The 24,029-nt window shown below is 69.8% G+C and carries 18 protein-coding genes; 12 read left to right on the top strand and 6 right to left on the bottom strand.

Annotated elements, in window-relative coordinates:
* Positions 1-120 precede the first annotated feature (120 nt).
* Positions 121-990: a bifunctional DNA-formamidopyrimidine glycosylase/DNA-(apurinic or apyrimidinic site) lyase gene (mutM, locus tag ACQEVG_RS27830; protein WP_432988700.1), complete on the top strand. Its 870-nt coding sequence runs from the start codon at positions 121-123 to the stop codon at positions 988-990.
* Here mutM and ACQEVG_RS27835 read toward each other — a convergent pair.
* Complete coding sequence (locus tag ACQEVG_RS27835; protein WP_432988702.1) at positions 954-1,379, bottom strand: winged helix-turn-helix transcriptional regulator; 426 nt, start codon at positions 1,377-1,379, stop codon at positions 954-956. The two genes, mutM and ACQEVG_RS27835, sit on opposite strands and share 37 nt — an antisense overlap.
* Positions 1,380-1,491: 112 nt before the next feature.
* Between ACQEVG_RS27835 and ACQEVG_RS27840 the strand changes: the two genes are divergently transcribed.
* Positions 1,492-2,082: a flavodoxin family protein gene (locus tag ACQEVG_RS27840; RefSeq protein ID WP_432988704.1), complete on the top strand. Its 591-nt coding sequence runs from the start codon at positions 1,492-1,494 to the stop codon at positions 2,080-2,082.
* 80 nt (positions 2,083-2,162) lie between these two features.
* Here ACQEVG_RS27840 and ACQEVG_RS27845 read toward each other — a convergent pair whose 3' ends face one another.
* Positions 2,163-3,050, bottom strand: a complete 888-nt coding sequence (locus ACQEVG_RS27845; RefSeq protein WP_432992951.1) for a CAP domain-containing protein — start codon at positions 3,048-3,050, stop codon at positions 2,163-2,165.
* Between the two features lie 151 nt (positions 3,051-3,201).
* Here ACQEVG_RS27845 and ACQEVG_RS27850 point away from each other — a divergent pair, with 151 nt between their 5' ends.
* The 4 genes from ACQEVG_RS27850 (at position 3,202) to ACQEVG_RS27865 (ending at position 9,451) form a co-directional block, all read left to right on the top strand.
* Positions 3,202-3,483, top strand: coding sequence for an acylphosphatase (locus ACQEVG_RS27850; RefSeq protein ID WP_432988706.1), 282 nt, complete (start codon positions 3,202-3,204; stop codon positions 3,481-3,483).
* A 391-nt stretch (positions 3,484-3,874) separates the two neighbouring features.
* On the top strand, positions 3,875-4,093 hold the full coding sequence (locus tag ACQEVG_RS27855) for a hypothetical protein (protein WP_313943858.1): 219 nt from the start codon (positions 3,875-3,877) through the stop codon (positions 4,091-4,093).
* 169 nt (positions 4,094-4,262) lie between these two features.
* Complete coding sequence (gene smc, locus ACQEVG_RS27860) at positions 4,263-7,817, top strand: chromosome segregation protein SMC (RefSeq protein ID WP_432988709.1); 3,555 nt, start codon at positions 4,263-4,265, stop codon at positions 7,815-7,817.
* A gap of 218 nt (positions 7,818-8,035) precedes the next feature.
* The gene (locus ACQEVG_RS27865) at positions 8,036-9,451 is read left to right on the top strand and encodes a sugar porter family MFS transporter (protein WP_432988711.1); all 1,416 of its coding nucleotides are present in this window, start codon (positions 8,036-8,038) and stop codon (positions 9,449-9,451) included.
* A 115-nt stretch (positions 9,452-9,566) separates the two neighbouring features.
* Here ACQEVG_RS27865 and ACQEVG_RS27870 read toward each other — a convergent pair whose 3' ends face one another.
* Together ACQEVG_RS27870 and ACQEVG_RS27875 are read right to left on the bottom strand one after the other, a co-directional pair.
* Positions 9,567-10,538 (bottom strand): LLM class flavin-dependent oxidoreductase, encoded by a 972-nt coding sequence (locus tag ACQEVG_RS27870; RefSeq protein WP_432988713.1) that lies wholly within the window; start codon positions 10,536-10,538, stop codon positions 9,567-9,569.
* Between the two features lie 119 nt (positions 10,539-10,657).
* A complete protein-coding gene (locus ACQEVG_RS27875) occupies positions 10,658-12,106 on the bottom strand; it encodes a cytosine permease (protein WP_432988715.1) in 1,449 nt (482 codons plus the stop codon).
* Between the two features lie 170 nt (positions 12,107-12,276).
* Here ACQEVG_RS27875 and ftsY point away from each other — a divergent pair, with 170 nt between their 5' ends.
* The gene (gene ftsY, locus ACQEVG_RS27880; protein ID WP_432988717.1) at positions 12,277-13,500 is read left to right on the top strand and encodes a signal recognition particle-docking protein FtsY; all 1,224 of its coding nucleotides are present in this window, start codon (positions 12,277-12,279) and stop codon (positions 13,498-13,500) included.
* An 87-nt stretch (positions 13,501-13,587) separates the two neighbouring features.
* Here the strand turns inward: ftsY and ACQEVG_RS27885 are convergent, their stop codons facing one another.
* Together ACQEVG_RS27885 and ACQEVG_RS27890 are read right to left on the bottom strand one after the other, a co-directional pair.
* Positions 13,588-14,952, bottom strand: coding sequence for an ISNCY family transposase (locus tag ACQEVG_RS27885; RefSeq protein WP_432992954.1), 1,365 nt, complete (start codon positions 14,950-14,952; stop codon positions 13,588-13,590).
* A gap of 288 nt (positions 14,953-15,240) precedes the next feature.
* Positions 15,241-15,903 carry a bifunctional DNA primase/polymerase gene (locus ACQEVG_RS27890; RefSeq protein ID WP_432988719.1) on the bottom strand — a complete coding sequence of 221 codons (663 nt, stop codon included), beginning with the start codon at positions 15,901-15,903 and terminating at the stop codon, positions 15,241-15,243.
* Positions 15,904-16,329: 426 nt separating this feature from the next.
* Here ACQEVG_RS27890 and nsdA point away from each other — a divergent pair, with 426 nt between their 5' ends.
* The 5 genes from nsdA to ffh all read left to right on the top strand — a co-directional run bounded on the left by nsdA (position 16,330) and on the right by ffh (position 23,955).
* Complete coding sequence (gene nsdA / locus ACQEVG_RS27895) at positions 16,330-17,802, top strand: transcriptional repressor NsdA (RefSeq protein WP_432988721.1); 1,473 nt, start codon at positions 16,330-16,332, stop codon at positions 17,800-17,802.
* A 333-nt stretch (positions 17,803-18,135) separates the two neighbouring features.
* A complete protein-coding gene (locus tag ACQEVG_RS27900) occupies positions 18,136-19,497 on the top strand; it encodes an ammonium transporter (RefSeq protein WP_432988723.1) in 1,362 nt (453 codons plus the stop codon).
* Complete coding sequence (locus ACQEVG_RS27905) at positions 19,494-19,832, top strand: P-II family nitrogen regulator (RefSeq protein WP_084904268.1); 339 nt, start codon at positions 19,494-19,496, stop codon at positions 19,830-19,832. The genes ACQEVG_RS27900 and ACQEVG_RS27905 overlap by 4 nt, the downstream gene beginning before the upstream one ends.
* Before the next feature lie 21 nt (positions 19,833-19,853).
* Positions 19,854-22,307: a [protein-PII] uridylyltransferase gene (locus ACQEVG_RS27910; RefSeq protein WP_432988725.1), complete on the top strand. Its 2,454-nt coding sequence runs from the start codon at positions 19,854-19,856 to the stop codon at positions 22,305-22,307.
* 97 nt (positions 22,308-22,404) lie between these two features.
* Entirely contained in the window at positions 22,405-23,955 is a 1,551-nt protein-coding gene (gene ffh / locus ACQEVG_RS27915) for a signal recognition particle protein (protein WP_432988727.1), read from the top strand.
* The last annotated feature ends 74 nt before the right edge of the window (positions 23,956-24,029 follow it).

Consider the following 24,029-nt stretch of genomic DNA (forward strand, 5'->3'; position numbering starts at 1 on the left):
ACGTTTCCGCTTTCGCCCGTGAGGCCCCTCGCTCCCCAGGAGCGCAGGGGCCTCACGGGTTCCGGTGTCAGTGGCGAGAGGTACGCTGCGGGCGTCATCGCGAGAGTGTGAAGGAGCCCCGTGCCCGAGCTGCCCGAGGTCGAGGTCGTACGTCGCGGACTCCAGCGCTGGGTCAGCGGACGGACGATCGCCGAGGTACAGATCCTGCACCCGCGTGCGGTCCGGCGTCATACGGCCGGCGCCGAGGACTTCGCGGCCCGCCTCAAGGGCCACAGCGTCGGCATCGCCCGCCGCCGCGGCAAATACCTCTGGCTGCCGCTCGCGGACACGGACGCCTCGGTCCTGGGCCACCTCGGGATGAGCGGCCAGCTGCTCGTACAGCCGCAGGACGCCGCCGACGAGAAGCATCTGCGCATCCGGATCCGTTTCGACGACGGTCTCGGCACCGAGCTGCGCTTTGTCGACCAGCGCACCTTCGGCGGGCTTTCGCTGCACGACAACACCCCCGAAGGGCTGCCCGACGTCATCGCGCACATCGCCCGCGATCCGCTCGACCCGGCCTTCGACGACACGGCCTTCCATGCCGCGCTGCGGCTGCGCCGTACGACGATCAAGCGCGCGCTCCTCGACCAGTCGCTGATCAGCGGCGTGGGGAACATCTACGCGGACGAGGCGCTCTGGCGCGCGAAGCTGCACTATGAGCGCCCCACGGCCTCTCTCGCCCGCCCCCGCTCGGTCGAACTGCTCGGCCATGTACGGGACGTGATGAACGCGGCCCTGGCTGTCGGCGGCACCAGCTTCGACAGCCTCTATGTGAACGTGAACGGCGAATCAGGCTATTTCGACCGGTCGTTGGACGCGTACGGCCGCGAGGACGAGCCCTGCCGCCGCTGCGGCACCCCCATGCGCCGACGCGCCTGGATGAACCGTTCCAGCTACTACTGCCCGCGCTGTCAGCGGCTGCCGAGGCCCTCGCGCATCTCGTCGTAACGCTCCCGCGCCGCAAGCACCTCGGGCATCCGGCCCTCCACGAAGTGGATGAGACCCAGTAGCCGCTCGGCGACCTCATGTCCCAGCGGGGTGAGCTCGTAGTCGACCCGCGGCGGGTTCGTCGGCTGCGCCTCCCGTCGTACGAGACCGTCGCGCTCCAGGGCGTGCAGGGTCTGGGACAGCATCTTCTCGCTTACGCCGTCGACCCGCCGGCGCAGCTCGTTGAAGCGGAACGTGCCGTCGCGCAGCGCTCCGATCGTGAGGCTGCCCCAACGGCCGGTGACGTGCTCCAGCGTGCCCCGCGACGGGCATTTGCGGGCAAACACGTCAAAGGCGAGGTCACCGTCCGGACAGACTCCGCTGCTCTCTTCCTGGGTGCTGGTCTCCATACCTCAACCATACCCGCGCACAGCGCTATCCATAGGGTTGCGCTTTCTAAAAGTTAGTGCTTCTCTGGTCTCCACCAACGACGAGCACATTGCCTTCGAGGAGCCCATCACCGTGACCACGCCTGTTGTCTCGATCGCCTATCACTCCGGCTACGGCCACACCGCCGTCATCGCCGAGGCCGTCCGCGACGGAGCGGCCGCCGCCGGTGCCACCGTCCACCTGATCAAGGTCGACGAGATCGACGACGCCCAGTGGGAGCTGCTCGACGGCTCCGACGCCATCGTCTTCGGGTCACCCACCTACATGGGGACCGCATCTGGCGCCTTCCACCAGTTCGCCGAGACCTCCTCCAAGCGCTGGTTCACCGACGCCTGGAAGGACAAGCTGGCGGCGGGCTTCTCCAACTCCGCCTCCAAGAGCGGCGACAAGCTGCACACCCTCCAGTACTTCGCGACGCTCGCCGCCCAGCACGGCATGCACTGGGTGAACCTGGGACTGAAGCCCGGATGGAACTCCTCGGAGGGCTCCGAGCACGACCTCAACCGCCTCGGCTTCTCCTTCGGCGCCGCTGCCCAGACGAACTCCGACGAGGGTCCGGAGGGCGTGCACAAGGCCGACATCGCGACCGCGCAGCACCTGGGCGGCCGGGTGGCGGAGACCGCTCGTACGTTCATCGCGGGCCGGGCGGCCGTCGCCGCCTGACGCCGTACGCGGGCGCACATACGGGAAGGGCCCGTCACCGAGGTGACGGGCCCTTCCCGTATGTGCTGCGTGCTACGTGCTCAGAAGCCGAAGTCCTGCGTCCACCAGGGACCGCCGGCGCCCATGACGACACCGACGCCCATCGTCTTGTAGTCGCAGTTGAGGATGTTCGCGCGGTGACCGTCGCTGTTCATCCAGGAGTTCATCACCGCGGCCGCGTCGCCCTGGCCACGGGCGATGTTCTCGCCGCCGAGACCCTGGACGCCCACCTGCGCGGCGCGGTCCCAGGGCGTGTCCCCGTCGGGGTCGGTGTGGTCGAAGAAGCCGCGCGTGGCCATGTCCGAGCTGAAGTTCCCGGCGAGCTCGGCCAGGGAGTCGTCGGGGCGCACCGGGCTGCAGCCCACCTTCGCGCGCTCCTTGTTCACCAGGGCCAGAACCTCGGCCTCGGCGGCCGTCGCGGTGGAGGTGACCGGCTTCCGCTCGGCGGAGCGGTCGGAGGCGCGCGTCTCGGTCCGCGTCGGGGTCGGTGTCGGGCTCTTCGTCTTCTGCTCCGCCACCGGGGCCTTCGTCTTCTTCGACGGCGTGGCCGACGGCTTGGTCGGCGTGGGGGAGGGGGTCTTCGACGGCGCCTTGGGGCGCGGCGCGATCCGGGTCGGGGATGCCGAGACGGTGTTCGTCGGCTCGGCGCTGGCGTCGCCCTGGGTCTGCAGTTCCGCGGAGCCCTGGGTCCGTATCTGCCCGCTCGGCTCGCTGCCGCCGCTGACATTGAATGTGTCGCCGCCCGGCAGCAGGCCGGACGCGACGGCCACAGCGCCTACTGCCACGGCCGCGGACGCACCGAGCAGCCCGGTGCGTACGGGGATGCCCGCCCGCTTCTTCCGGCGCGCACCACCCCGGTGACCGTGTGCCGTACCGTCCGCGTAATCGTGCGCGGCGGGTGCAGCGCTGGAGCGTCGATGGCGTCCCATCTGCTGTGCCTTCCTCATGCTCGACGAAGCTCGACGGTAATGACGTCAAACTGACTCACCCATTCGAGTGAGGCTCATTCCGACGGGACTGTACGCCATGACGCGTGGGGGCGAAGTGCTTCGAGAGCATTTGGGCCGTTACCTTGCAGCCATGAATGATGTTGCACGGCTCACCGCCTGGGTACGCGGCCGAGTACAGGGAGTGGGCTTCCGCTGGTTCACCAGGGCGAATGCACTGGAGATCGGCGGCCTTACGGGATTCGCCGTCAATCTGGACGACGGCCGAGTGCAGGTTGTTGCCGAAGGGCCACGTGAGAATTGCCACCGTCTGCTGGAGTGGTTGCGTTCCGACGACACACCCGGGCGGGTAGACGGTGTCACGGAGATCTGGGACACCCCGCGCGGTGGCTACGACAGCTTCGCGATCCGCTGAAGTCACCACGTAATTTCACGCCGTAAGCGGTGCCGCGGAGAGGCCCTTGGCACCTGCTGCCCGCGGAAACGCCTGGTGGTTGCCAAGAAGGGCGTGTCGTGCCAGGCTGCGGCATTAAGAATGATCTCTACGCCCCCAGGGCCCCGCAGATGAGGCTGTGCCGCATGTTCAGCGGCCATATGCCCCCGGGTTTGCCCGTTGATGCCGGGCGTGATCGTGTTGACCGTCAAACTTTTTGGTGAGACTCTGGAAGCCCCGCGCACCTTAGCTGTTTGGCAGTAAGAACCGCAGTGATATCAGCAGTAACAAGCACTGCCGAGCACCGCGGGTGCGAATCCCTCACGACCCACACCGCATTCGGTCGGTCACTCAGTGTGGAGGACCATCCATCATGGCAAAGGCGCTTCTCGGTTACGTCGGCGGTTCCGACCCGCGACTCCTCGCCGAGATGCGACGGCTTCAGCAGCGCGTCCAGGACCTCGAATCCGAGCTTGTACGGATCCAGTCCGAGAACGACGCGCTCAACGCTGCCGTCGCCAAGCACCCTGGAGAGTCGTTGCTTGACGGCATCGACATCGACGTACCTCAGGCGGAGCCTGCGCTCACCTGAGCCCGGCGATCGCTGGAGAATCATCGCGCAAGATGTGCAAGGGACGCTTCGGCGTCCCTTCTTCTTTGCCCCTCTTTTGCCGCTCCACCCTGACGGCGCCTCTCTTAACGTCTGATGTGCCCTGCACGTTCATGGGTGAAACCGCGAGGGAAAGGTAGAGTCCGGCTGCGTGCACCTCAAGGCCATGACCCTGCGCGGGTTCAAATCCTTCGCCTCCGCGACGACGCTGCGCTTCGAGCCGGGCATCACCTGTGTCGTGGGCCCGAACGGCTCCGGCAAGTCGAACGTGGTGGACGCCCTCTCCTGGGTCATGGGCGAGCAGGGGGCCAAGTCGCTGCGCGGCGGCAAGATGGAGGACGTCATCTTCGCCGGGACGACCGGTCGGCCCCCGCTCGGGCGCGCCGAGGTCTCCCTCACCATCGACAACTCCGACGGCGCGCTGCCCATCGACTACGCCGAGGTCACCATCACGCGGATCATGTTCCGCAACGGCGGCAGCGAGTACCAGATCAACGGTGACACCTGCCGGCTGCTCGACATCCAGGAACTGCTGTCCGACTCCGGTATCGGCCGCGAGATGCATGTCATCGTCGGGCAGGGCCAGCTCGACTCCGTACTGCACGCCGATCCGATGGGACGCAGAGCCTTCATCGAGGAGGCCGCGGGCGTCCTCAAGCACCGCAAGCGCAAGGAGAAGGCGCTGCGGAAGCTGGACGCGATGCAGGCCAACCTCGCCCGCGTACAGGATCTGACCGACGAACTGCGGCGTCAGCTCAAGCCGCTGGGGCGGCAGGCCGCGGTCGCGCGGCGGGCCGCCGTCATCCAGGCCGATCTGCGCGATGCCCGGCTGCGGCTGCTGGCCGACGATCTCGTACGGCTCCGCGAGGCGCTGCGCGGCGAGATCGCCGACGAGGCGGCGCTCAAGGAGCGCAAGGACGCGGCCGAGGCGCAGCTCAAGGCCGCGCTGAGCCGCGAGGCCGAGCTGGAGGACGAGGTACGTCGCCTCGCGCCGCGGCTGCAGCAGGCACAGCAGAGCTGGTACGAGCTCTCCCAGCTGGCCGAGCGGGTGCGCGGCACGATCTCGCTCGCCGACGCGCGGGTCAAGAGCGCCACCGCGGCGCCGTCCGACGAGCGGCGCGGCCGCGACCCCGAGGACATGGAGCGCGAGGCCGCCAGGATCCGTGAGCAGGAGGCGGAGCTGGAGGCCGCGCTGGAGGCGGCCGAGCACGCGCTGGAGGACACCGTCGCGCACCGCGCCGAGCTGGAGCGCGAGCTGCTGGTCGAGGAACGGCGGCTCAAGGATGTGGCTCGGGCGATCGCCGACCGGCGCGAGGGCCTCGCCCGGCTGGGCGGCCAGGTCAATGCCGCCCGTTCACGGGCCGGTTCCGCACAGGCCGAGATCGACCGGCTGTCCGCCGCCCGCGACGAGGCACAGGAGCGGGCGGTCGCCGCTCAGGAGGAGTACGAGCAGCTCAAGGCCGAGGTCGACGGCCTTGACGCCGACGACTCCGCGCTCGGCGAGCAGCACGACGCGGCCAAGCGCGAACTGGCCGAGGCCGAAGCCGCGCTGAGTGCGGCCCGCGAGGCGCTCACCGCTGCCGAACGGGAGCGTGCCGCCGTGGCCGCCCGCCGCGAGGCGCTCGCCCTGGGGCTGCGCCGCAAGGACGGCACGGGCGCGCTGCTCGCCGCCAAGGACCGGCTGAGCGGGCTGCTGGGCCCGGCGTCCGAATTCCTCACGGTGGCTCCCGGACATGAGGTCCCGGTCGCGGCGGCGCTGGGCGCGGCCGCCGACGCCGTGGCCGTGTCGAACCCGGCTACGGCGGCCGAGGCGCTGCGGCTGCTGCGCAAGACCGACTCGGGGCGCGCCGCGATACTGCTGGGCGGCGCCCCCGAATCCGTACCGTCGCCAGAACGTGCGGACGGTGCTGTGTACGCCGCCGATCTGGTGCGGGGGCCCGATGAGCTGATGCCGGCCGTACGCAGGCTGCTGCGGGGCATGGTCGTCGTCGGGACGCTGGAGGACGCCGAGGATCTGGTCTACGCGCGGCCGGAGCTCACCGCGGTGACCGCCGAGGGCGATGTCCTCGGCGCGCACTTCGCGCAGGGCGGCTCCGCCGGGGCGCCGAGCCTGCTCGAGGTACAGGCGTCCGTCGACGAGGCCGCCGCCGAGCTGGAGGAGCTGGCCCTGCGGTGCGAGGAGCTGACCGCCGCGCAGCAGCAGGCCGCCGCCCGGCGCACTGAATGTGCCGCGCTCGTGGACGAGTTGGGCGAGCGCCGGCGGGCCGCCGACCGGGAGAAGTCGGCGGTGTCCGGGCAGCTGGGGCGGCTCGCCGGGCAGGCGCGCGGCGCCGCCGGCGAGGCGGAGCGGACGACCGCGGCCGTCGCCAGGGCTCAGGAGGCTCTGGAACGGGCGCGGGAAGAGGCCGAGGAGCTGGCCGAGCGGCTGCTCGTCGCCGAGGAGACCCCGGTGGAGGAGGAGCCCGACCCGCATGTACGGGACCGGCTCGCCGCCGACGGCGCCAACGCACGCCAGACGGAGATGGAGGCCCGTCTCCAGGTCCGTACACACGAGGAGCGCGTCAAGGGGCTCGCGGGGCGTGCCGACGCGCTCGACCGGGGAGCGCGCGCCGAGCGCGAAGCACGGGCACGAGCCGAACAGCGGCGCGCGCGACTGCGTCACGAGGCCGGGGTCGCATCCGCGGTGGCGAGCGGAGCCCGCCAGCTGCTGGCCCATGTCGAGGTCTCACTGGTACGCGCCGAGGCGGAGCGGGCCGCGGCCGAAGCGGCCAAGGCCGAGCGCGAACAGGAGCTGAGCGCCGCCCGCAACCGCGGCCGCGACCTCAAGAGCGAGCTCGACAAACTCACTGATTCGGTTCACCGCGGCGAGGTACTGGGAGCGGAGAAGAGGCTGCGGATCGAGCAGCTGGAGACGAAGGCCCTGGAGGAGCTCGGCGTGGAACCGGCCGGGCTGATCGCGGAGTACGGGCCCGACCAGCTGGTGCCGCCGTCACCGCCCGCCGAGGGAGAGGAACTGCCCGATGACCCGGATCATCCGCGCAACCAGCCGATTCCCTTCGTACGCGGCGAGCAGGAGAAGCGGCTCAAGTCCGCCGAACGGGCCTATCAGCAGCTCGGGAAGGTGAATCCGCTCGCTCTGGAGGAGTTCTCCGCGTTGGAGGAGCGCCACAAGTTCCTCTCCGAGCAGCTTGAGGACCTGAAGAAGACGCGGGCCGACCTTCTCCAGGTGATCAAGGAGGTCGACGAGCGCGTCGAGCAGGTCTTCACCGAGGCGTACCGGGACACGGCGCGTGAGTTCGAGGGCGTCTTCTCACGGCTCTTCCCCGGCGGCGAGGGGCGGCTGATTCTGACCGATCCCGACAACATGCTCACCACGGGCGTGGACGTCGAGGCCCGGCCGCCGGGCAAGAAGGTCAAGCGTCTGTCGCTGCTGTCGGGCGGCGAGCGGTCGCTGACCGCCGTCGCGATGCTGGTGTCGATCTTCAAGGCCCGGCCGAGTCCGTTCTATGTGATGGACGAGGTCGAGGCGGCGCTCGACGACACCAACCTCCAGCGGCTGATCCGGATCATGCAGGAACTCCAGGAGTCCTCGCAGCTGATCGTGATCACGCACCAGAAGCGGACGATGGAGGTCGCGGACGCGTTGTACGGCGTCTCCATGCAGGGTGACGGTGTCTCCAAGGTCATCAGCCAGCGGCTGCGCTGACAGAACCTTCACCAACTCTTCAACACTTGAATTAAACACGTTACATCTGCGCCTCAAATCAATGCTTGGCGAGGGGTTGACTTCGAAACTTGAACGAATAGTCTCTGCAACGTTGCTTTTACCTTCAAGTGATGGGCGACGAACAGTTGTGCGCCACTTGAAGGGCTCGTCCCGCCCCCCACGCCCGGCGACGCAGCCGGACGGCCCCAGGAGTAGTTGTGACCAGCATTGAGAAGCCCCCGGCCTCGGGAGCCCGAGAGGCTCATCCCGAGCATCTCGGCCATGTCATCTTCATCACGGCCGCCGCCGCGATGGGCGGCTTCCTCTTCGGTTACGACAGTTCGGTCATCAACGGCGCCGTCGAGGCCATCCGGGACCGCTACGACATCGGCTCCGGAACGCTCGCCCAGGTCATCGCCATCGCCCTGATCGGCTGCGCCATCGGCGCCGCCACCGCCGGCCGGATCGCCGACCGCATCGGCCGCATCCGCTGTATGCAGATCGCCGCCGTGCTCTTCACCATCAGCGCGGTCGGCTCCGCCCTCCCCTTCGCCCTCTGGGACCTCGCCTTCTGGCGCATCATCGGCGGCTTCGCGATCGGCATGGCCTCGGTCATCGGCCCGGCCTATATCGCCGAGGTCTCTCCCGCCGCCTACCGCGGCCGGCTCGCCTCCTTCCAGCAGGCCGCCATCGTCATCGGCATCGCCATCTCCCAACTGGTGAACTACGCCATCCTGCAGCTCGCCGACGGCGAGCAGCGCGGTGTCATCGGCGGGCTCGAGGCATGGCAGTGGATGCTCGGCGTCATGGTCGTACCGGCGGTGCTCTACGGACTGCTGTCCTTCGCGATCCCCGAGTCCCCCCGCTTCCTGATCTCCGTCGACCAGCGCGACAAGGCCAAGGAAGTGCTCAGCGAGGTCGAGGGCAAGCACGTCGACCTGGACGCCCGGGTCGCCGAGATCGACCTCGCGATGCGCCGCGAGCACAAGTCGACCTTCAAGGACCTGCTGGGCGGCTTCGGCTTCCTGCCCATCGTCTGGGTCGGCATCGGACTCTCCGTCTTCCAGCAGCTCGTCGGCATCAACGTGGCGTTCTACTACTCGTCGACGCTGTGGCAGTCCGTCGGCATCCACCCGACCGACTCGTTCCTCTACTCGTTCACCACGTCGATCATCAACATCATCGGCACCGTGATCGCGATGGTCCTCGTCGACCGGGTGGGCCGCCGTCCGCTCGCCCTCGTCGGCTCGGCCGGAATGGCGATCGCCCTCGCCTGCGAGGCCTGGGCGTTCTCCGCCGAGCTCGTCGACGGCAAACTGCCGAACCCCCAGGGCGTCGTCGCCCTGGTCGCCGCGCATGTCTTCGTGCTCTTCTTCGCCCTCTCGTGGGGCGTGGTGGTGTGGGTCTTCCTGGGTGAGATGTTCCCCAACCGCATCCGCGCCGCGGCGCTCGGCGTCGCCGCGTCCGCGCAGTGGATCGCCAACTGGGCCATCACCGCGAGCTTCCCGAGCCTGTCGGACTGGAATCTCTCGGGCACGTACATCATCTACTCGGTCTTCGCCGTGCTCTCGATCCCCTTCGTGCTCTTGTTCGTGAAGGAGACAAAGGGCAAGGCGTTGGAGGAGATGGGCTAATCCCCGCTGCCCCTCTCCTCACCACGGAACTGCCCCGGCTCAGCCTTGAGCCGGGGCAGTACCGATTCACCTGCGCGGGCGGGGCCACCGCTCCCGCGCGGCGACTGCCGACCGCTCAGCCGCCCAGCCGGGGGAGCACACTCTCCGCGAAGAGCTGGATGCTGCGCCAGCCCTCGTCCACCGGCATGCCGCCGCACAGCGGATGCAGCACCAGACTCTCCGCGCCGAGCGCCACGCACTCGTCCGGCGTGACGATCCGGTACACACCCTCGGTGCGCAGTTCCTCGACCGTCGTCGCCTTCGAGCGCACGGCGGAGCGGATGTCCTTCGACTGCCAGGAGGCGTACGTGCGCGCCTCGTGCAGGAAGTGCTTCCCGTACTCGGCCCAGGTGCGGTCCGGGTCCTCACTGAGATGCAGGAGAGACGTCTTCTCGGCGGGCATCATGGTCCAGCCCTCGGTGCCGTATTCGGCGAGCTTCTCCTGGTAGTACGTCCGAAGTTCCGGCAGATGCGCGCTGGGGAAGAACGGCAGCCCGAGCCGGGCGGCGCGGCGGGCGGCGGCCTGCGAGGAGCCGCCGACGAGCAGCGGCGGATGCGGCTGGGTGTAGGGGCGCGGGGTCACCCGGACCGTACGACCCCGATAGCTGAAAGGCTCTCCGGTCCACGCCGTGAGCAGCGTCTCCAGCAGCCGGTCCTGGAGCTTGCCGCGGCTGCCCCAGTCGACGCCGTGGGCCTCGTACTCCTCGGGCCGGTAGCCGATGCCCGCGACCGTGACGAGCCGTCCCTTGCCGATCAGATCGAGTACGGCGATGTCCTCGGCGAGCCGCAGCGGATCGTAGAGCGGGCCGATGATCGCGGAGACCGTCACGGCGATACGGCGCGTGGAGCCGAGGACGGAGCCCGCGAAGACGAAGGGAGAGGGCAGCCAGTTGTTGTCGGCGCCGTGGTGCTCCTCGGTCTGGATCGTGTCGATGCCGCGGTCGTCGGCGTACGCGGCCATCTCCAGGGCGGCGCGGTAGCGGGCCGCGAGGGTCTCGGGCGCGGCCTCGGGATCGACGAGATTGAAGCGGGCCACTGTGAAAGCCATGGGAACGTCCCCCTCCGCCGGGTGGCTGTGTCTTCCCGGGGGTCAACCCCCGGCCCCCGGCCGAAAAGTGGGCCGGCGGGGCTGAACGGCAGCGGAGGGGAACGGTAGCTGACGTAGCGTCAGATTGAAATGGACGCGGGCTCGCGTTCTGCGGTGACCGGTTCGGTGGACTCCGCGGGACGGATGCGCGGCAGCGCCGCGTACAGCAGAGCCGCGACCACGACGGTGACCACCCACCCCAGGCCGTTCCGCCCGATCCAGGACGAGGCCAGCGGACCGGCGAACCAGTCGACCTTGGTGAAGAGCAGACCGACCAGCAGCGCGACACCCCACGAGACCATCGCCTGCCGGGCGAAGCCGCCCCGGTACCAGTAGGCGCTGGTGCGCGTGGTGTCCATCAGCGCCTCGCCGTCGTAGGTGCGCCGGCGCAGCATGTCCACGCCGAACACACCGATCCACGCCGAGAACGCCACCGCGAGCAGCGTCAGGAAGGAGATGAACGAGCCGATGAAGCTGGTCGCCACCACCATCAGCAGAAAGCCGAGGACCAGGCTGATCACGGCGTTCACACTGACCGCCCAGGCGCGCGGGATCCTGATCCCCAGCGTCTGCGCGGTGAAGCCCGCCGAGTACATCGACATCGAGTTGATGAGCACCATGCCGACCAGCGCAATGAGCAGATACGGAACCGAGATCCAGGCCGGCAGCAGCTCGCCGATGAAGGAGACCGGGTCACCGGCGCTCGCCAGGTCCGGGGTCGAGACCGCCATCACCGCGCCCATCAGCGCCATCGGCAGCACAACGATCGTCGCGCCGCCGACTGTCGAGCCGACCATGGCCTTCGAGGAGGCGGTGCGTGGCAGATAGCGGGTGAAGTCCGGGCCCGAGGGCACCCAGCTGATGCCGCCCGCCGCAAGGGTGCCGATGCCCGCGACCATCAAGGCGGTTGATCCGGCCGGCTTGTCGAAGACCGCGGACCAGTCGGTGTTCGCGACGAGATGGATCAGCACCAGGACGCTGAACGCGCCGAAGAGATAGGTCGACCATCTGCTGCACACACGCAGGGCGTTGATGCCGAGCCCGGAGACCAGGAAGGTGCAGGCGACGAAGAGCAGCAGGGTGACGACGATCAGCGCGGTACTGGACCCGATGCCGAGGAGCAGGTCCAGAACGGTCAGCAGGGCGTACGAGCCGGTGACCGCGTTGATGGTCTCCCAGCCCCAGCGCGCGACCCAGATCAGCGAGCCGGGGAAGAGATTGCCACGCTGGCCGAAAACCGCGCGGGACAGTGCCATGCCGGGGGAGCCGCCGCGCTTGCCGGCGATGGAGATCAGGCCCACGATGCCGTACGAGACGACGGGCGCCGTTATCCCGACGATCAGCACCTGCCAGAAGTTCAGACCGTTGAAGACGATCAGTCCCGCGCCCATCGTGAGCAACAGCACACTGATGTTGGCGGCGACCCAGGTGGGGAAGAGTTCGCGGATGTGGCCGGTGCGCTCGTTGTCGGGGACGGGTTCTAGGCCACGGGTTTCTATCGCGCCTTCGGACTCGGAGGCGTGCGGCATGAAAAAGGCTCCGTACGAGGTGGGGGGCTCCGGGAGAGGCTCGGCCGGCAGAAGGCCAGAACCACCAGCATCGTATGGATCCCCCAAAAGGTGCAAATAGCGTCGGGAGGTCTTTGTGGGATCCTCCGAGGCCGCTGCGGCCGAGCGTCGTGGCCGATACTGGGTGGGTTATGGACATCGTCATCCTTGCTGTAGTCATCGCCCTGGTCGCGGTCGGCGCGATCAGCGGGCTCGTGGTCAGCAGCCGCAAGAAGAAGCAGCTGCCGCCCTCGGCACCGTCGAGCACGCCGACCATCACTGCCCCGCCCGCCGAACCTCAGGTCGGTGAGGACGCTGCGCCGACGGTCGAGGAGCCGCGTCGCACGATCGAGGAGGTCGACCTTCCGTCGGCCGAAGAGGCCGTCGCGACCCCGCCCGCCGTCGAGGATCCGGTCGTCGCGGCGCCGCCGGTCCCCGAGATCGAGATTCCCGAGCCGACCGCCGGCCGTCTGGTCCGGCTGCGCGCCCGCCTCGCCCGCTCCCAGAACTCCCTCGGCAAGGGGCTGCTCACGCTCCTGTCGCGCGACAACCTCGACGAGGAGACCTGGGAGGAGATCGAGGACACCCTGCTCACCGCCGACGTCGGCGTAGCGCCGACCCAGGAGCTGGTCGAGCGGCTGCGCGAGCGGGTGCGGGTCCTCGGCACCCGTACGCCCGACGAGCTGCGCGGGCTGCTGCGCGAAGAGCTGCTGCAGCTGCTCGGTACGGACTTCGACCGCGCGGTGAAGACCGAGAGCGGTCTGGACACCCCGGGCGTCGTGATGGTCGTCGGCGTCAACGGCACCGGCAAGACCACGACGACGGGCAAGCTGGCGCGGGTGCTCGTCGCGGACGGCCGCTCGGTGGTGCTCGGGGCGGCGGACACCTTCCGCGCGGCCGCCGCGGACCAGCTCCAGACCTGGGGAGAGCGGGTCGGGGCACGCACGGTGCGCGGTCCCGAGGGCGGCGACCCGGCGTCGATCGCGTACGACGCGGTCAAGGAGGGCATCGCCGAGGGCGCGGACGTCGTACTCATCGACACGGCGGGCCGGCTGCACACCAAGACGGGCCTGATGGACGAGCTCGGCAAGGTCAAGCGCGTCGTCGAGAAGCACGGTCCGCTGGACGAGATCCTGCTGGTCCTGGACGCGACGACCGGTCAGAACGGTCTGGTGCAGGCGCGGGTGTTCGCGGAGGTCGTGGACATCACCGGCATCGTGCTGACCAAGCTGGACGGCACGGCGAAGGGCGGCATCGTGATCGCGGTCCAGCGGGAGCTGGGCGTACCGGTGAAGCTGGTGGGCCTGGGGGAGGGCCCGGACGACCTGGCGCCGTTCGAGCCCGAGGCGTTCGTCGACGCGCTGATCGGCGACTAGCTACTTGCCCCTGAAAAAGGGTTTGGCCTGGTGGCGGGGGCCGTTGCTGCGGAGTGGCCCTGATGTCGGGCGGGGTGCCGTTGTTGTTCACCGGGCGATGACGGTCATCCGGTGGAGGTTGTAGGCGAAGATCCCGAGTCCGGCCCAGGTCTGTGCGCCTGCCAGGCGGCGGAGGCGGGTGCGGCGGAATCCGAAGCTGCGCTTGAGGTGGCTGATCCGGGCTTCGATACCGACTCTCCAGTTGCGCATTCGCCGGAACGGGCGGCTGCGTTCGTACTCCCGGCGGGCCTTCCCCGGGGTTCCGGTGCGCTGGAGGCCGATCCTCCGGACCCCGAGTTCGGCCAGCGCCCGGTCGTTGGCCGCGGTGCCGAAGCCGCGGTCGGCGACCACAGTTGCCGGCACCCGGCCGGCGAGCGTGCTCACCCGCTCGACCGCGGGCACCAACTGCGGGGCATCGGCCGGGTTCCCGCGGTGGACCTGGTGGTCGACGACGAAGCCGCCTTCGTCCTCGGCGACCAGCGCGGTGTAGCCGAACTGGGTGGGGTGCTGGGGCTTGCCCTTGCGGATCGGCCGGGCGTCAGGGTCGGCCAGCGACACCAGTCGGTCGGGGATCTTGCGAGTGCCCGCCAGCCGTAACGCGGTCTGTTCCAGCAGGCGCCGGGTGCCCGCCACCGTCCCGGCCAGCTCACCGACCAGGTGTGCCAGCCGCCCCGAGGGCCGCGCGCGCAGTGCGCGCCGCGCGTTGCGCTCCACCGCGGCCACATCCTGCAGCGTCGCTGAGGCGATGGCGGCGACTTCGCCGGTGAGCTGGTCGATTTCGCCCAGCGCCTGGCCGGTGCGCCGACGCAGGGTGCGGGAGATCTGCTTCAGGCGGCGGCCTGCTGATCGGCTGCGGTCCCGGAAACGGGTGCGACGGGCGGCGCCAGTGGCCTTGATCCGACGCACCAGCCGGCCCAGCTTGCGCACCCCGTGCTCCAGCAGGTCGGCGTCCGTGGGGTGGTCGATGTCGGCTTCGACCACGGTGGTGTCGATGCGCAGTTTGCGGCACCGCAGCAGCTTGTCCTCGACCAGCTTGCCCAGCAGCGCTGCGTTGAGCTGTTCAATGGTCTGGGTGCCGCTGCGGCGTACGAGCTTGACCAGCGTGGTCGGGTGAGGCACCGGGGACGTCAGCGGGATCCTGCAGAACCGCCTCCAGCTCAGCGAGTCCGCCACCTCACGGCACAGCGTCTCGTATCCGAGCTGGTAGCGGTGCTTGAGGTAGAGCAGGCGCAGCAGCGTCTCGACCGGGACCGACGGCCGCCCCAGCCGCTCGGCGAACACCATCCGCCACGGGGCGACGAACCGCTCGTCGTCCAAGTACGCATCGATCCGGGCCAGCTCGGCAGGCAGCTGCCGCGCCTGCTCCGGCAGTACCTCCCACCAACTGTCCTGCGGCACGGACAACCGCAACATCGCCACCACCCCCGGCCGCATCGACCCACCACCACTGTGGCGGCCACGGCCCCACGGCACCAGCACTCGGCCCAGGTCACCCCAGGACAAGCCCGGACTTCTTCAGGGGCAAGTAGCTAGGGCTCCGCCCCGGACCCCGGTCCTCAATCGCCGACGGAAATCAAGCCCGTCCGGCGATTGAGGACACTCCCCCTACGCCCTGCGGGCGTGGGGGGACCCCCAGCAGGCGTCCGGGGGTCTGGGGGCTTTCCCCCAGTTCACAGGCCCGCCGCAGGCGATACCCCGCGCTCAGGGAAACGTGCGGTGGCAGACGTACGCCAGCGTCCCCAGCAACAACCGCGCCTGCGGCGGAGCCACCGCCGTGTCCAGCGACGGCGGCCGCAGCCAGTCGACCGGCCCCAGCCCCGCATGGTCCGACGGCGGGGCCGTGATGTGGCTGCCCAGGCCCAGGCACTGCAGATCCAGGTCCGCGTCGTCCCAGCCCATCCGGTAGAGCAGCTGCGGGAGTTCGTCCGCGGCGCCGGGGGCCACGAAGAACTGGCACCGGCCGTCCGGCGTTGCCGTCACCGGGCCCAGCGGCAGGCCCATCCGCTCCAGCCGCACCAGCGCCCGGCGGCCCGCCGGGGCGGCGACATCGAGGATGTCGAAGGTGCGGCCGACCGGCAGCAGAACTGTCGCGCCCGGCACCTCGGCCCACGCCTTGGCGACCTCGTCCAGTGTCGCGCCCGCGGGGACCTCGGGGGCGAAGCCGAGTGGATGTGCCCCCGGGGACGCGCAGTCCGCCGCGCCGCAGGAGCACTCCGCTGACGCCGCTCGCGCCCCCGGCACCACGTCCCAGCCCCACAGCCCTGTGTACTCGGCCACCACGGTGCACTCCGCGGTGCGGCCGCGGCGCCATGAGCCGGGCCTGATCTCCCTGATCCCCCGGCTGCCGCCGATCGTGAAGCCCATGCCCCCTCCAACGGGTCGAAAACGCCGGTGGTTACGACCTGAAGTCTTCTCGTTACCCTGCGTCGCAATCAGTAAGAACTGGCGGCGCACAGTGGCGACAGGGGTGGTGCGTACCGAAGCGCGCGCCTCCGTATGCACCGCTCCGCTGCCTCCTGATCGTCGTGTGTCAAGTGAATCGCGCCCGGCGCCAAGGGAGTTCATTCGAAGGGGTGGCGAATGGTGGCGATTATTGAATCGCCCTCACTGGAGGGGTGATCGTAGGACTACGTTGAGTACACGAGCCCTTGAGATCTGCGCACCCGCGGGTATGCCGGAGGCAACTCGGTTTCCCGTTCGAGGGGTGCAACCGTCATACGGACAGCCGTAATTCACGGCATTCTGGTAAGGGTTTCGTGCGACAAGGCCTCAGCGGATGGGAGCGTTCCAGTGGGCGGCAACGGCGCAGGCGGTACGCATACCGACAAGCGCCCGAACGAGCAGTTGAGCTCGTGGTTCGTGCGCAGTGGTTGGTCGAAGGGCGAACTGGCGCGTCAAGTGAACCGCCGGGCGCGCCAGATGGGCGCACACCACATCAGCACCGACACCTCACGCGTACGCCGCTGGCTCGACGGCGAGCAGCCGCGCGAGCCCATTCCGCGCATCCTCTCCGAGCTGTTCTCCGAGCGTTTCGGCAGCGTCGTCGCCATCGAGGATCTCGGTCTGCGCTCGGCGCACCAGTCACCCTCGGTGTCCGGGGTCGATCTCCCCTGGGCGGGTCCGCAGACCGTCGCCCTGCTCGGCGAGTTCTCGCGCAGCGACCTGATGCTGGCGCGGCGCGGCTTCCTCGGGACCTCGCTCGCCCTCGCCGCGGGGCCCGCCCTCGTCGAGCCCATGCAGCGCTGGCTGGTGCCGTCCCCGGGCCCGGAGCCGGGAGCGAAGGCCCCGGGCGTCCTGCGCAGGTCGGCCCGGCTCTCCAAGCCCGAGCTCGATCTGCTGGAGTCCACCACCGCGATGTTCCGCCAGTGGGACGCGCAGTGCGGCGGCGGACTGCGGCGCAAGGCCGTCGTGGGCCAGCTCCACGAGGTCACCGACCTGTTACAGGAGGCGCAGCCCGAGGCCACGTCCCAGCGGCTGTTCAAGTGCGCGGCCGAGCTCGCCGAGCTGGCCGGCTGGATGAGCTACGACGTGGGGCTGCAGCCCACCGCGCAGAAGTACTTCGTCCTGGCACTGCACGCCGCCAAGGAGGCGGGCGACAAGCCCCTCGGCTCGTACATCCTGTCCTCCATGAGCCGCCAGATGATCCACCTCGGGCGGCCCGACGACGCCCTGGAGCTCGTCCATCTCGCGCAGTACGGCAGCCGCGACTGCGCGACTCCGCGCACCCAGGCGATGCTGTATGCGATGGAGGCCCGCGCGTACGCCAACATGGGCCAGCCGAGCAAGTGCAAACGAGCCGTCCGGATGGCCGAGGACACCTTCGGCGACGCCGTTCTCGAGGGCGAGCCCGAGCCCGACTGGATCCGCTTCTTCTCCGAGGCCGAGCTCAACGGCGAGAACGCCCACTCGTACCGCGACCTGGCCTATGTGGCCGGCCGCAGCCCCACCTACGCCTCGCTGGCCGAGCCCGTCATGCAGCGCGCGGTCGAGCTCTTCGGCAAGGACGACGAGCACCAGCGGTCGTACGCACTCAATCTGATCGGCATGGCCACCGTCCATCTGCTCAAGAAGGAGCCCGAGCAGGCCACGGTCCTGGCCGGACACGCTCTCAAGGTCGCCAAGCGGGTCCGCTCCGAGCGGGTCAACACCCGGCTGCGCAAGACCGTCGACACGGCGGCCCGGGACTTCGGTGACGTGGCCGAGGTCGCCCACTTCACCGACCAGCTCACATCACAGCTGCCCGAGACCGCCGAAGCGGTCTGAGGCAGCGGTGCCCACCAGGCCCCGGCCGCGACGCTCACCCCGAACAGTCCGACTCGGCTCCCCTCACGCCAGGTCAGCGGGTGACGTCGCGGTCGGTTCGTGATGTCGGTCGGTGATGTCGGATTGTGATGTGGGCAGAGGATACTCCTGGCGCCGATCATGAGCGGGCAGTTCATCGCGGCGTAACACGCCGGACCCCTTCGTCACCGCCGCGAAACATCGTGCGGCATCGACCGAAACCGCGCTGCGCCAATCTCAGGGCGCATAACCGGCCCGCCCGAACCGCTTCAGGCTCCGCCCGCACGCGGCCGCACCGACGACGAGGAGACGCCGATGCCTCAAGGCATCTCGACGCTTGCCGCAGACGCACCAACGCTGTCTGCAGCCAACACCGGCTTCATGCTCATCTGCTCCGCCCTGGTGATGCTGATGACGCCCGCCCTGGCCTTCTTCTACGGAGGCATGGTCCGCGTCAAGTCCACCCTGAACATGCTCATGATGAGTTTCATCAGCCTCGGGATCGTCACCATCCTGTGGGTGCTGTACGGATTCAGCCTCGCGTTCGGCACCGACTCGGGCTCCATCATCGGCTGGAGCTCCGACTACGTAGGCCTGAGCGGCATCGGCCTCACCGAGCTGTGGGACGGCTACACCATCCCGGTGTATGTCTTCGCCGTCTTCCAGCTGATGTTCGCGATCATCACGCCCGCGCTGATAAGCGGTGCGCTCGCGGACCGTGTGAAGTTCACCGCCTGGGCGCTGTTCATCGCCCTCTGGGTCACCATTGTTTACTTCCCGGTCGCCCACTGGGTCTGGGGCACCGGCGGCTGGGCCTTCGAACTCGGCGTGATCGACTTCGCCGGTGGTACCGCGGTGCACATTAACGCCGGTGCGGCTGCGCTCGGCGTGATCCTGGTGATCGGCAAGCGCGTCGGCTTCAAGAAGGACCCGATGCGGCCGCACTCCCTGCCGCTGGTGATGCTCGGCGCCGGTCTGCTGTGGTTCGGCTGGTTCGGCTTCAACGCCGGCTCCTGGCTCGGCAACGACGACGGCGTGGGCGCGCTGATGTTCATCAACACGCAGATTGCCACCGCCGCCGCCATGCTCGCCTGGCTGGCGTACGAGAAGATCCGCCACGGCGCGTTCACTACGCTCGGCGCCGCCTCCGGTGCCGTCGCCGGTCTCGTCGCGATCACCCCGTCCGGTGGCTCCTGCTCCCCGCTCGGCGCGATCGCCATCGGCGCCATCGCCGGTCTGCTGTGCGCCATGGCCGTGGGCCTGAAGTACAAGTTCGGCTACGACGACTCGCTCGACGTCGTCGGAGTCCACCTCGTCGGCGGTGTCGTCGGCTCGATCCTCATCGGCTTCTTCGCCACCGGCGGCGGCCAGTCCACGGCGGCCGGCCTCTTCTACGGTGACCACAAGCTGGACCAGCTGTGGAAGCAGCTCGCCGGTGTCGGCGCGGTCCTGGCCTACTCTCTGGTTGCCTCTGCGATCCTCGCCTTCCTCATCGACAAGACGATCGGGATGCGTGTCAGCGAGGACGTCGAGGTCTCCGGCATCGACCAGGACGAGCACGCCGAGACGGCGTACGACTTCAGCGGTGCGGGCGGCGGCGCAGGCTCCCGCAAGGACGTGCCCGCGCCGGGTGAGACCGTGGCAGCCGCAGACCGGAACAAGAAGGTGGACGCATGAAGCTCATCACCGCAGTCGTGAAGCCACACCGGCTGGACGAGATCAAGGAGGCCCTGCAGGCCTTCGGAGTCCAGGGGCTCACGGTCACGGAGGCCAGTGGTTACGGCCGCCAGCGCGGTCACACCGAGGTCTACCGGGGCGCCGAGTACACCGTCGACCTGGTGCCGAAGATCCGTATCGAGGTGCTGGTCGAGGACGACGACGCCGAGCAGCTGATCGACGTGGTCGTCAAGGCGGCCCGCACCGGCAAGATCGGCGACGGCAAGGTGTGGAGCGTCCCGGTCGACACGGCAGTACGAGTGCGGACGGGCGAACGCGGCCCGGACGCGCTGTAACTCAGAAAGGGAGCTGCTGGGGTGACGAGCCTCGAAGAGACGACCGAAGCGGAAGACTCGCGACCCAGCGGCTATGCGGCGGCCCGGCTGCGCCTTCTCAATGAGAACGCGCAGTCCGGGCCGCCGCGCCGTGCGGCCCTGGCCAGACTGACCGACGACTGGCTCGCCGCGCTGTTCACCACCGCATGCCTGGAGGCCGGGGTGCGCGGCGCGGCGCTCGTCTCCGTCGGCGGCTACGGACGCGGGGAGCTCTCCCCGCGCAGCGACCTCGATCTGCTCCTGCTGCACGACGGATCTGCGGACGCGGCCGCGCTCGCCGGCCTCGCCGACCGGATCTGGTACCCGGTCTGGGACCTGGGGCTCGCTCTCGACCACTCCGTACGCACCCCGGGCGAGGCCCGCAAGACCGCGGGCGAGGACCTAAAGGTGCAGCTCGGGCTGCTTGACGCCCGCCCTGTCGCGGGCGACCTGGGCCTTGTCGCGGGGCTGCGCACCGCCGTACTGGCCGACTGGCGCAATCAGGCCCCCAAGCGGCTGCCCGAGCTGGACGAACTCTGCCGGGAACGGGCCGAGCGCCAGGGCGAGTTGCAGTTCCTGCTCGAACCGGACCTGAAGGAGGCCCGCGGCGGGCTGCGGGACGCCACCGCGCTGCGCGCCGTCGCCGCCTCCTGGCTCGCCGACGCGCCGCGCGAAGGGCTCGCCGAGGCGCGCCGGGCGCTGCTGGACGCGCGCGACGCGCTGCATCTGACGACCGGCCGGGCCACCGACCGGCTCGCCCTGCAGGAACAGGACCAGGTTGCCGCCGAACTCGGCCTGCTGGACGCCGACGCACTGCTGCGGCAGGTCTACGAGGCGGCGCGCACCGTGTCGTACGCCACCGACGTCACCTGGCGTGAGGTGAACCGGGTGCTCAAGGCGCGCTCCGTCCGGCCCCGGCTGCGGGCCATGCTGGCCGGAGGCCGTCGCCCGGAGCCTGAGCGCAGCCCGCTCGCCGAGGGCGTCGTGGAGCAGGACGGCGAGGTGGTGCTCGCCCGCGCGGCGCGGCCCGAACGCGACCCCGTGCTGCCGCTGCGGGCCGCTGCCGCCGCCGCCCAGTCGGGCCTGCCGATCTCCCTGCACGCGGTACGGCGGCTCGCCGCCACCACCCGCCCGCTGCCCGTGCCCTGGCCCGCCGACGCCCGCGAGGAGCTTGTCACCCTGCTCGGCGCGGGGGAGTCGACGGTCGGGGTGTGGGAGGCACTGGAGGCCGAGGGCCTGATCACCCAGCTGATCCCGGACTGGGAGCGCGTCCGCTGCCGGCCGCAGCGCAACGCCGTGCACACCTGGACCGTCGACCGGCATCTCGTCGAGGCGGCGGTCAAGGCCTCCGCGCTGACCCGTCGCGTCGGCCGCCCCGATCTGCTGCTGGTCGCGGCCCTGCTGCACGACATCGGCAAGGGCTGGCCCGGTGACCACTCGGTCGCGGGCGAGACCATCGCGCGCGATGTCGCGACCAGGATCGGATTCGACCGCGCCGACGTGGCCGTCATCGCCACACTCGTACGCCACCATCTGCTGCTCGTCGAGACGGCCACCCGGCGCGATCTGGACGACCCGGCGACGGTCGCGTCCGTCGCGGAGGTTGTCGGCTCTGTCAGCACCCTTGAGTTGCTGCACGCCCTCACCGAGGCCGACGCGCTCGCCACCGGGCCCGCGGCCTGGTCGTCCTGGCGCGGCTCGCTGGTGGCCGATCTGGTGAAACGGGTCGCGTCCGTCCTCGCCGGCGACGCCGCGGCGGAGCCGGAGCCGGCGGCCCCCAGCGCCGAGCAGGAGCGGCTCGCCATCGAGGCGCTGCGCACCGGCGAACCGGTGCTGGCGCTGCATGCCCAGACCGAACCGGCCGCGGGCGAGGACCCCGAACCCGTCGGCGTCGAGCTGCTGATCGCGCTGCCCGACCAGCCGGGCGTACTGCCCGCGGCGGCCGGTGTGCTCGCCCTGCACCGGCTCACGGTCCGCGCCGCCGACCTGCGCTCCGTCGACCTGCCCAGCGAACTCGGCGAGCCCACCGGCGTACTGCTGCTGAGCTGGCGCGTTGCGGCGGAGTACGGCTCACTGCCGCAGGCCGCCCGGCTCCGCTCCGATCTCGTACGTGCCCTGGACGGCTCGCTCGACATCCCGGCCAGGCTCGCCGAGCGCGAGGCCGCCTATCCGCGCCGCCGCGGGGTCAAGGCACCGCCGCCGCGGGTGACGGTGGCCGCCGTGGGGTCGAGTCTGGCCACGGTCATCGAGGTGCGTGCCCATGACGCCCCGGGCCTGCTGCACCGGATCGGCCGGGCGCTGGAGGGCGCGGCGCTCCGGGTGCGCAGCGCCCATGTCTCCACACTGGGTGCGAACGCCGTGGACGCCTTCTATGTGACGGGCCCCGAAGGGACACCGCTGCCCGCCGAGGAGGCCGTCGAGACGGCCCGTGCGCTGGAGGCGGTGCTGCGCGCCTGACGTGAGCCCCCCCACGGTGCTGACCCCACCGCGTGCGTCCGGATACCCTGGGGGGCACTGTCCGCCTGCCCACCTAACCCGAGGATCCGCGACCACCGTGTTCGACACCCTCTCCGACCGCCTTGCCGCGACATTCAAGAACCTCCGGGGCAAGGGCCGCCTGTCCGAGGCGGACATCGACGCCACGGCGCGCGAGATCCGTATCGCGCTGCTCGAAGCGGACGTGGCGCTGCCCGTCGTCCGCGCCTTCATCAAGCAGATCAAGGAGCGCGCGGCCGGTGCCGAGGTCTCCCAGGCGCTGAACCCGGCCCAGCAGGTCATCAAGATCGTCAACGAGGAGCTCATCGGCATCCTCGGCGGCGAGACCCGCCGGCTCCGCTTCGCCAAGCAGCCGCCGACCGTGATCATGCTCGCGGGTCTGCAGGGTGCCGGTAAGACGACGCTGGCCGGAAAGCTCGGCCTCTGGCTCAAGGGCCAGGGCCACTCGCCGCTGCTCGTCGCCTGTGACCTGCAGCGTCCGAACGCCGTGAACCAGCTGAGCGTCGTCGCCGAGCGCGCGGGCGTCGCGGTCTACGCGCCCGAGCCCGGCAACGGCGTCGGCGACCCGGTCAAAGTCGCCAAGGACTCCATCGAGCACGCCAGGGCGAAGCAGTACGACGTCGTCATCGTCGACACCGCGGGCCGCCTCGGCATCGACGCCGAGATGATGCAGCAGGCCGCGGACATCCGGGACGTGATCAGCCCGGACGAGGTCCTGTTCGTCGTCGACGCGATGATCGGTCAGGACGCGGTCAACACCGCGGAGGCCTTCCGCGACGGCGTCGGCTTCGACGGCGTGGTGCTCGCCAAGCTCGACGGTGACGCCCGCGGTGGTGCGGCGCTCTCCATCGCGCACGTCACCGGCCGCCAGATCATGTTCGCCTCCAACGGCGAGAAGCTGGACGACTTCGACGCGTTCCACCCGGACCGTATGGCGTCCCGCATCCTCGGCATGGGCGACATGCTCAGCCTGATCGAGAAGGCCGAGCAGACCTTCAGCCAGGAAGAGGCCGCCAAGATGGCCTCCAAGCTGGCGAGCAGCAAGGGCAAGGACTTCACGCTCGACGACTTCCTGGCCCAGATGGAGCAGGTCAGGAAGATGGGCTCCATCTCCAAGCTGCTCGGGATGCTGCCCGGCATGGGACAGATCAAGGACCAGATCAACAACATCGACGAGCGGGACGTGGACCGTACCGCCGCGATCATCAAGTCGATGACACCCGGCGAGCGCGCGGAGCCGACGATCATCAACGGCTCGCGCCGGGCCCGTATCGCCAAGGGCTCCGGTGTCGAGGTCAGCGCGGTGAAGGGCCTGGTGGAGCGGTTCTTCGAGGCCCGCAAGATGATGTCGAGGATGGCGCAGGGCGGCGGGATGCCGGGTATGCCCGGGATGCCAGGGATGGGCGGCGGTCCCGGTCGGCAGAAGAAGCAGGTCAAGCAGGCCAAGGGCAAGCGCAAGAGCGGCAACCCGATGAAGCGGAAGGCCGAGGAGCAGGCGGCCGCGGCGCGCCGTGAACAGGCGGCGCAGGGCGGGGCCTTCGGTATGCCGGCCGGTGAGCAGGGCAAGGACTTCGAGCTGCCGGACGAGTTCAAGAAGTTCATGGGCTGATCTCCTGCGGCTCGTACTGCTCTCGTACGTCGACGTGGGCACCCGCCGAGCGGGTGCCCACGTTGCTTTTCTGG

This window comes from Streptomyces sp. CA-135486 (assembly GCF_050936555.1).
In the GTDB taxonomy this organism is placed as follows: domain Bacteria; phylum Actinomycetota; class Actinomycetes; order Streptomycetales; family Streptomycetaceae; genus Streptomyces.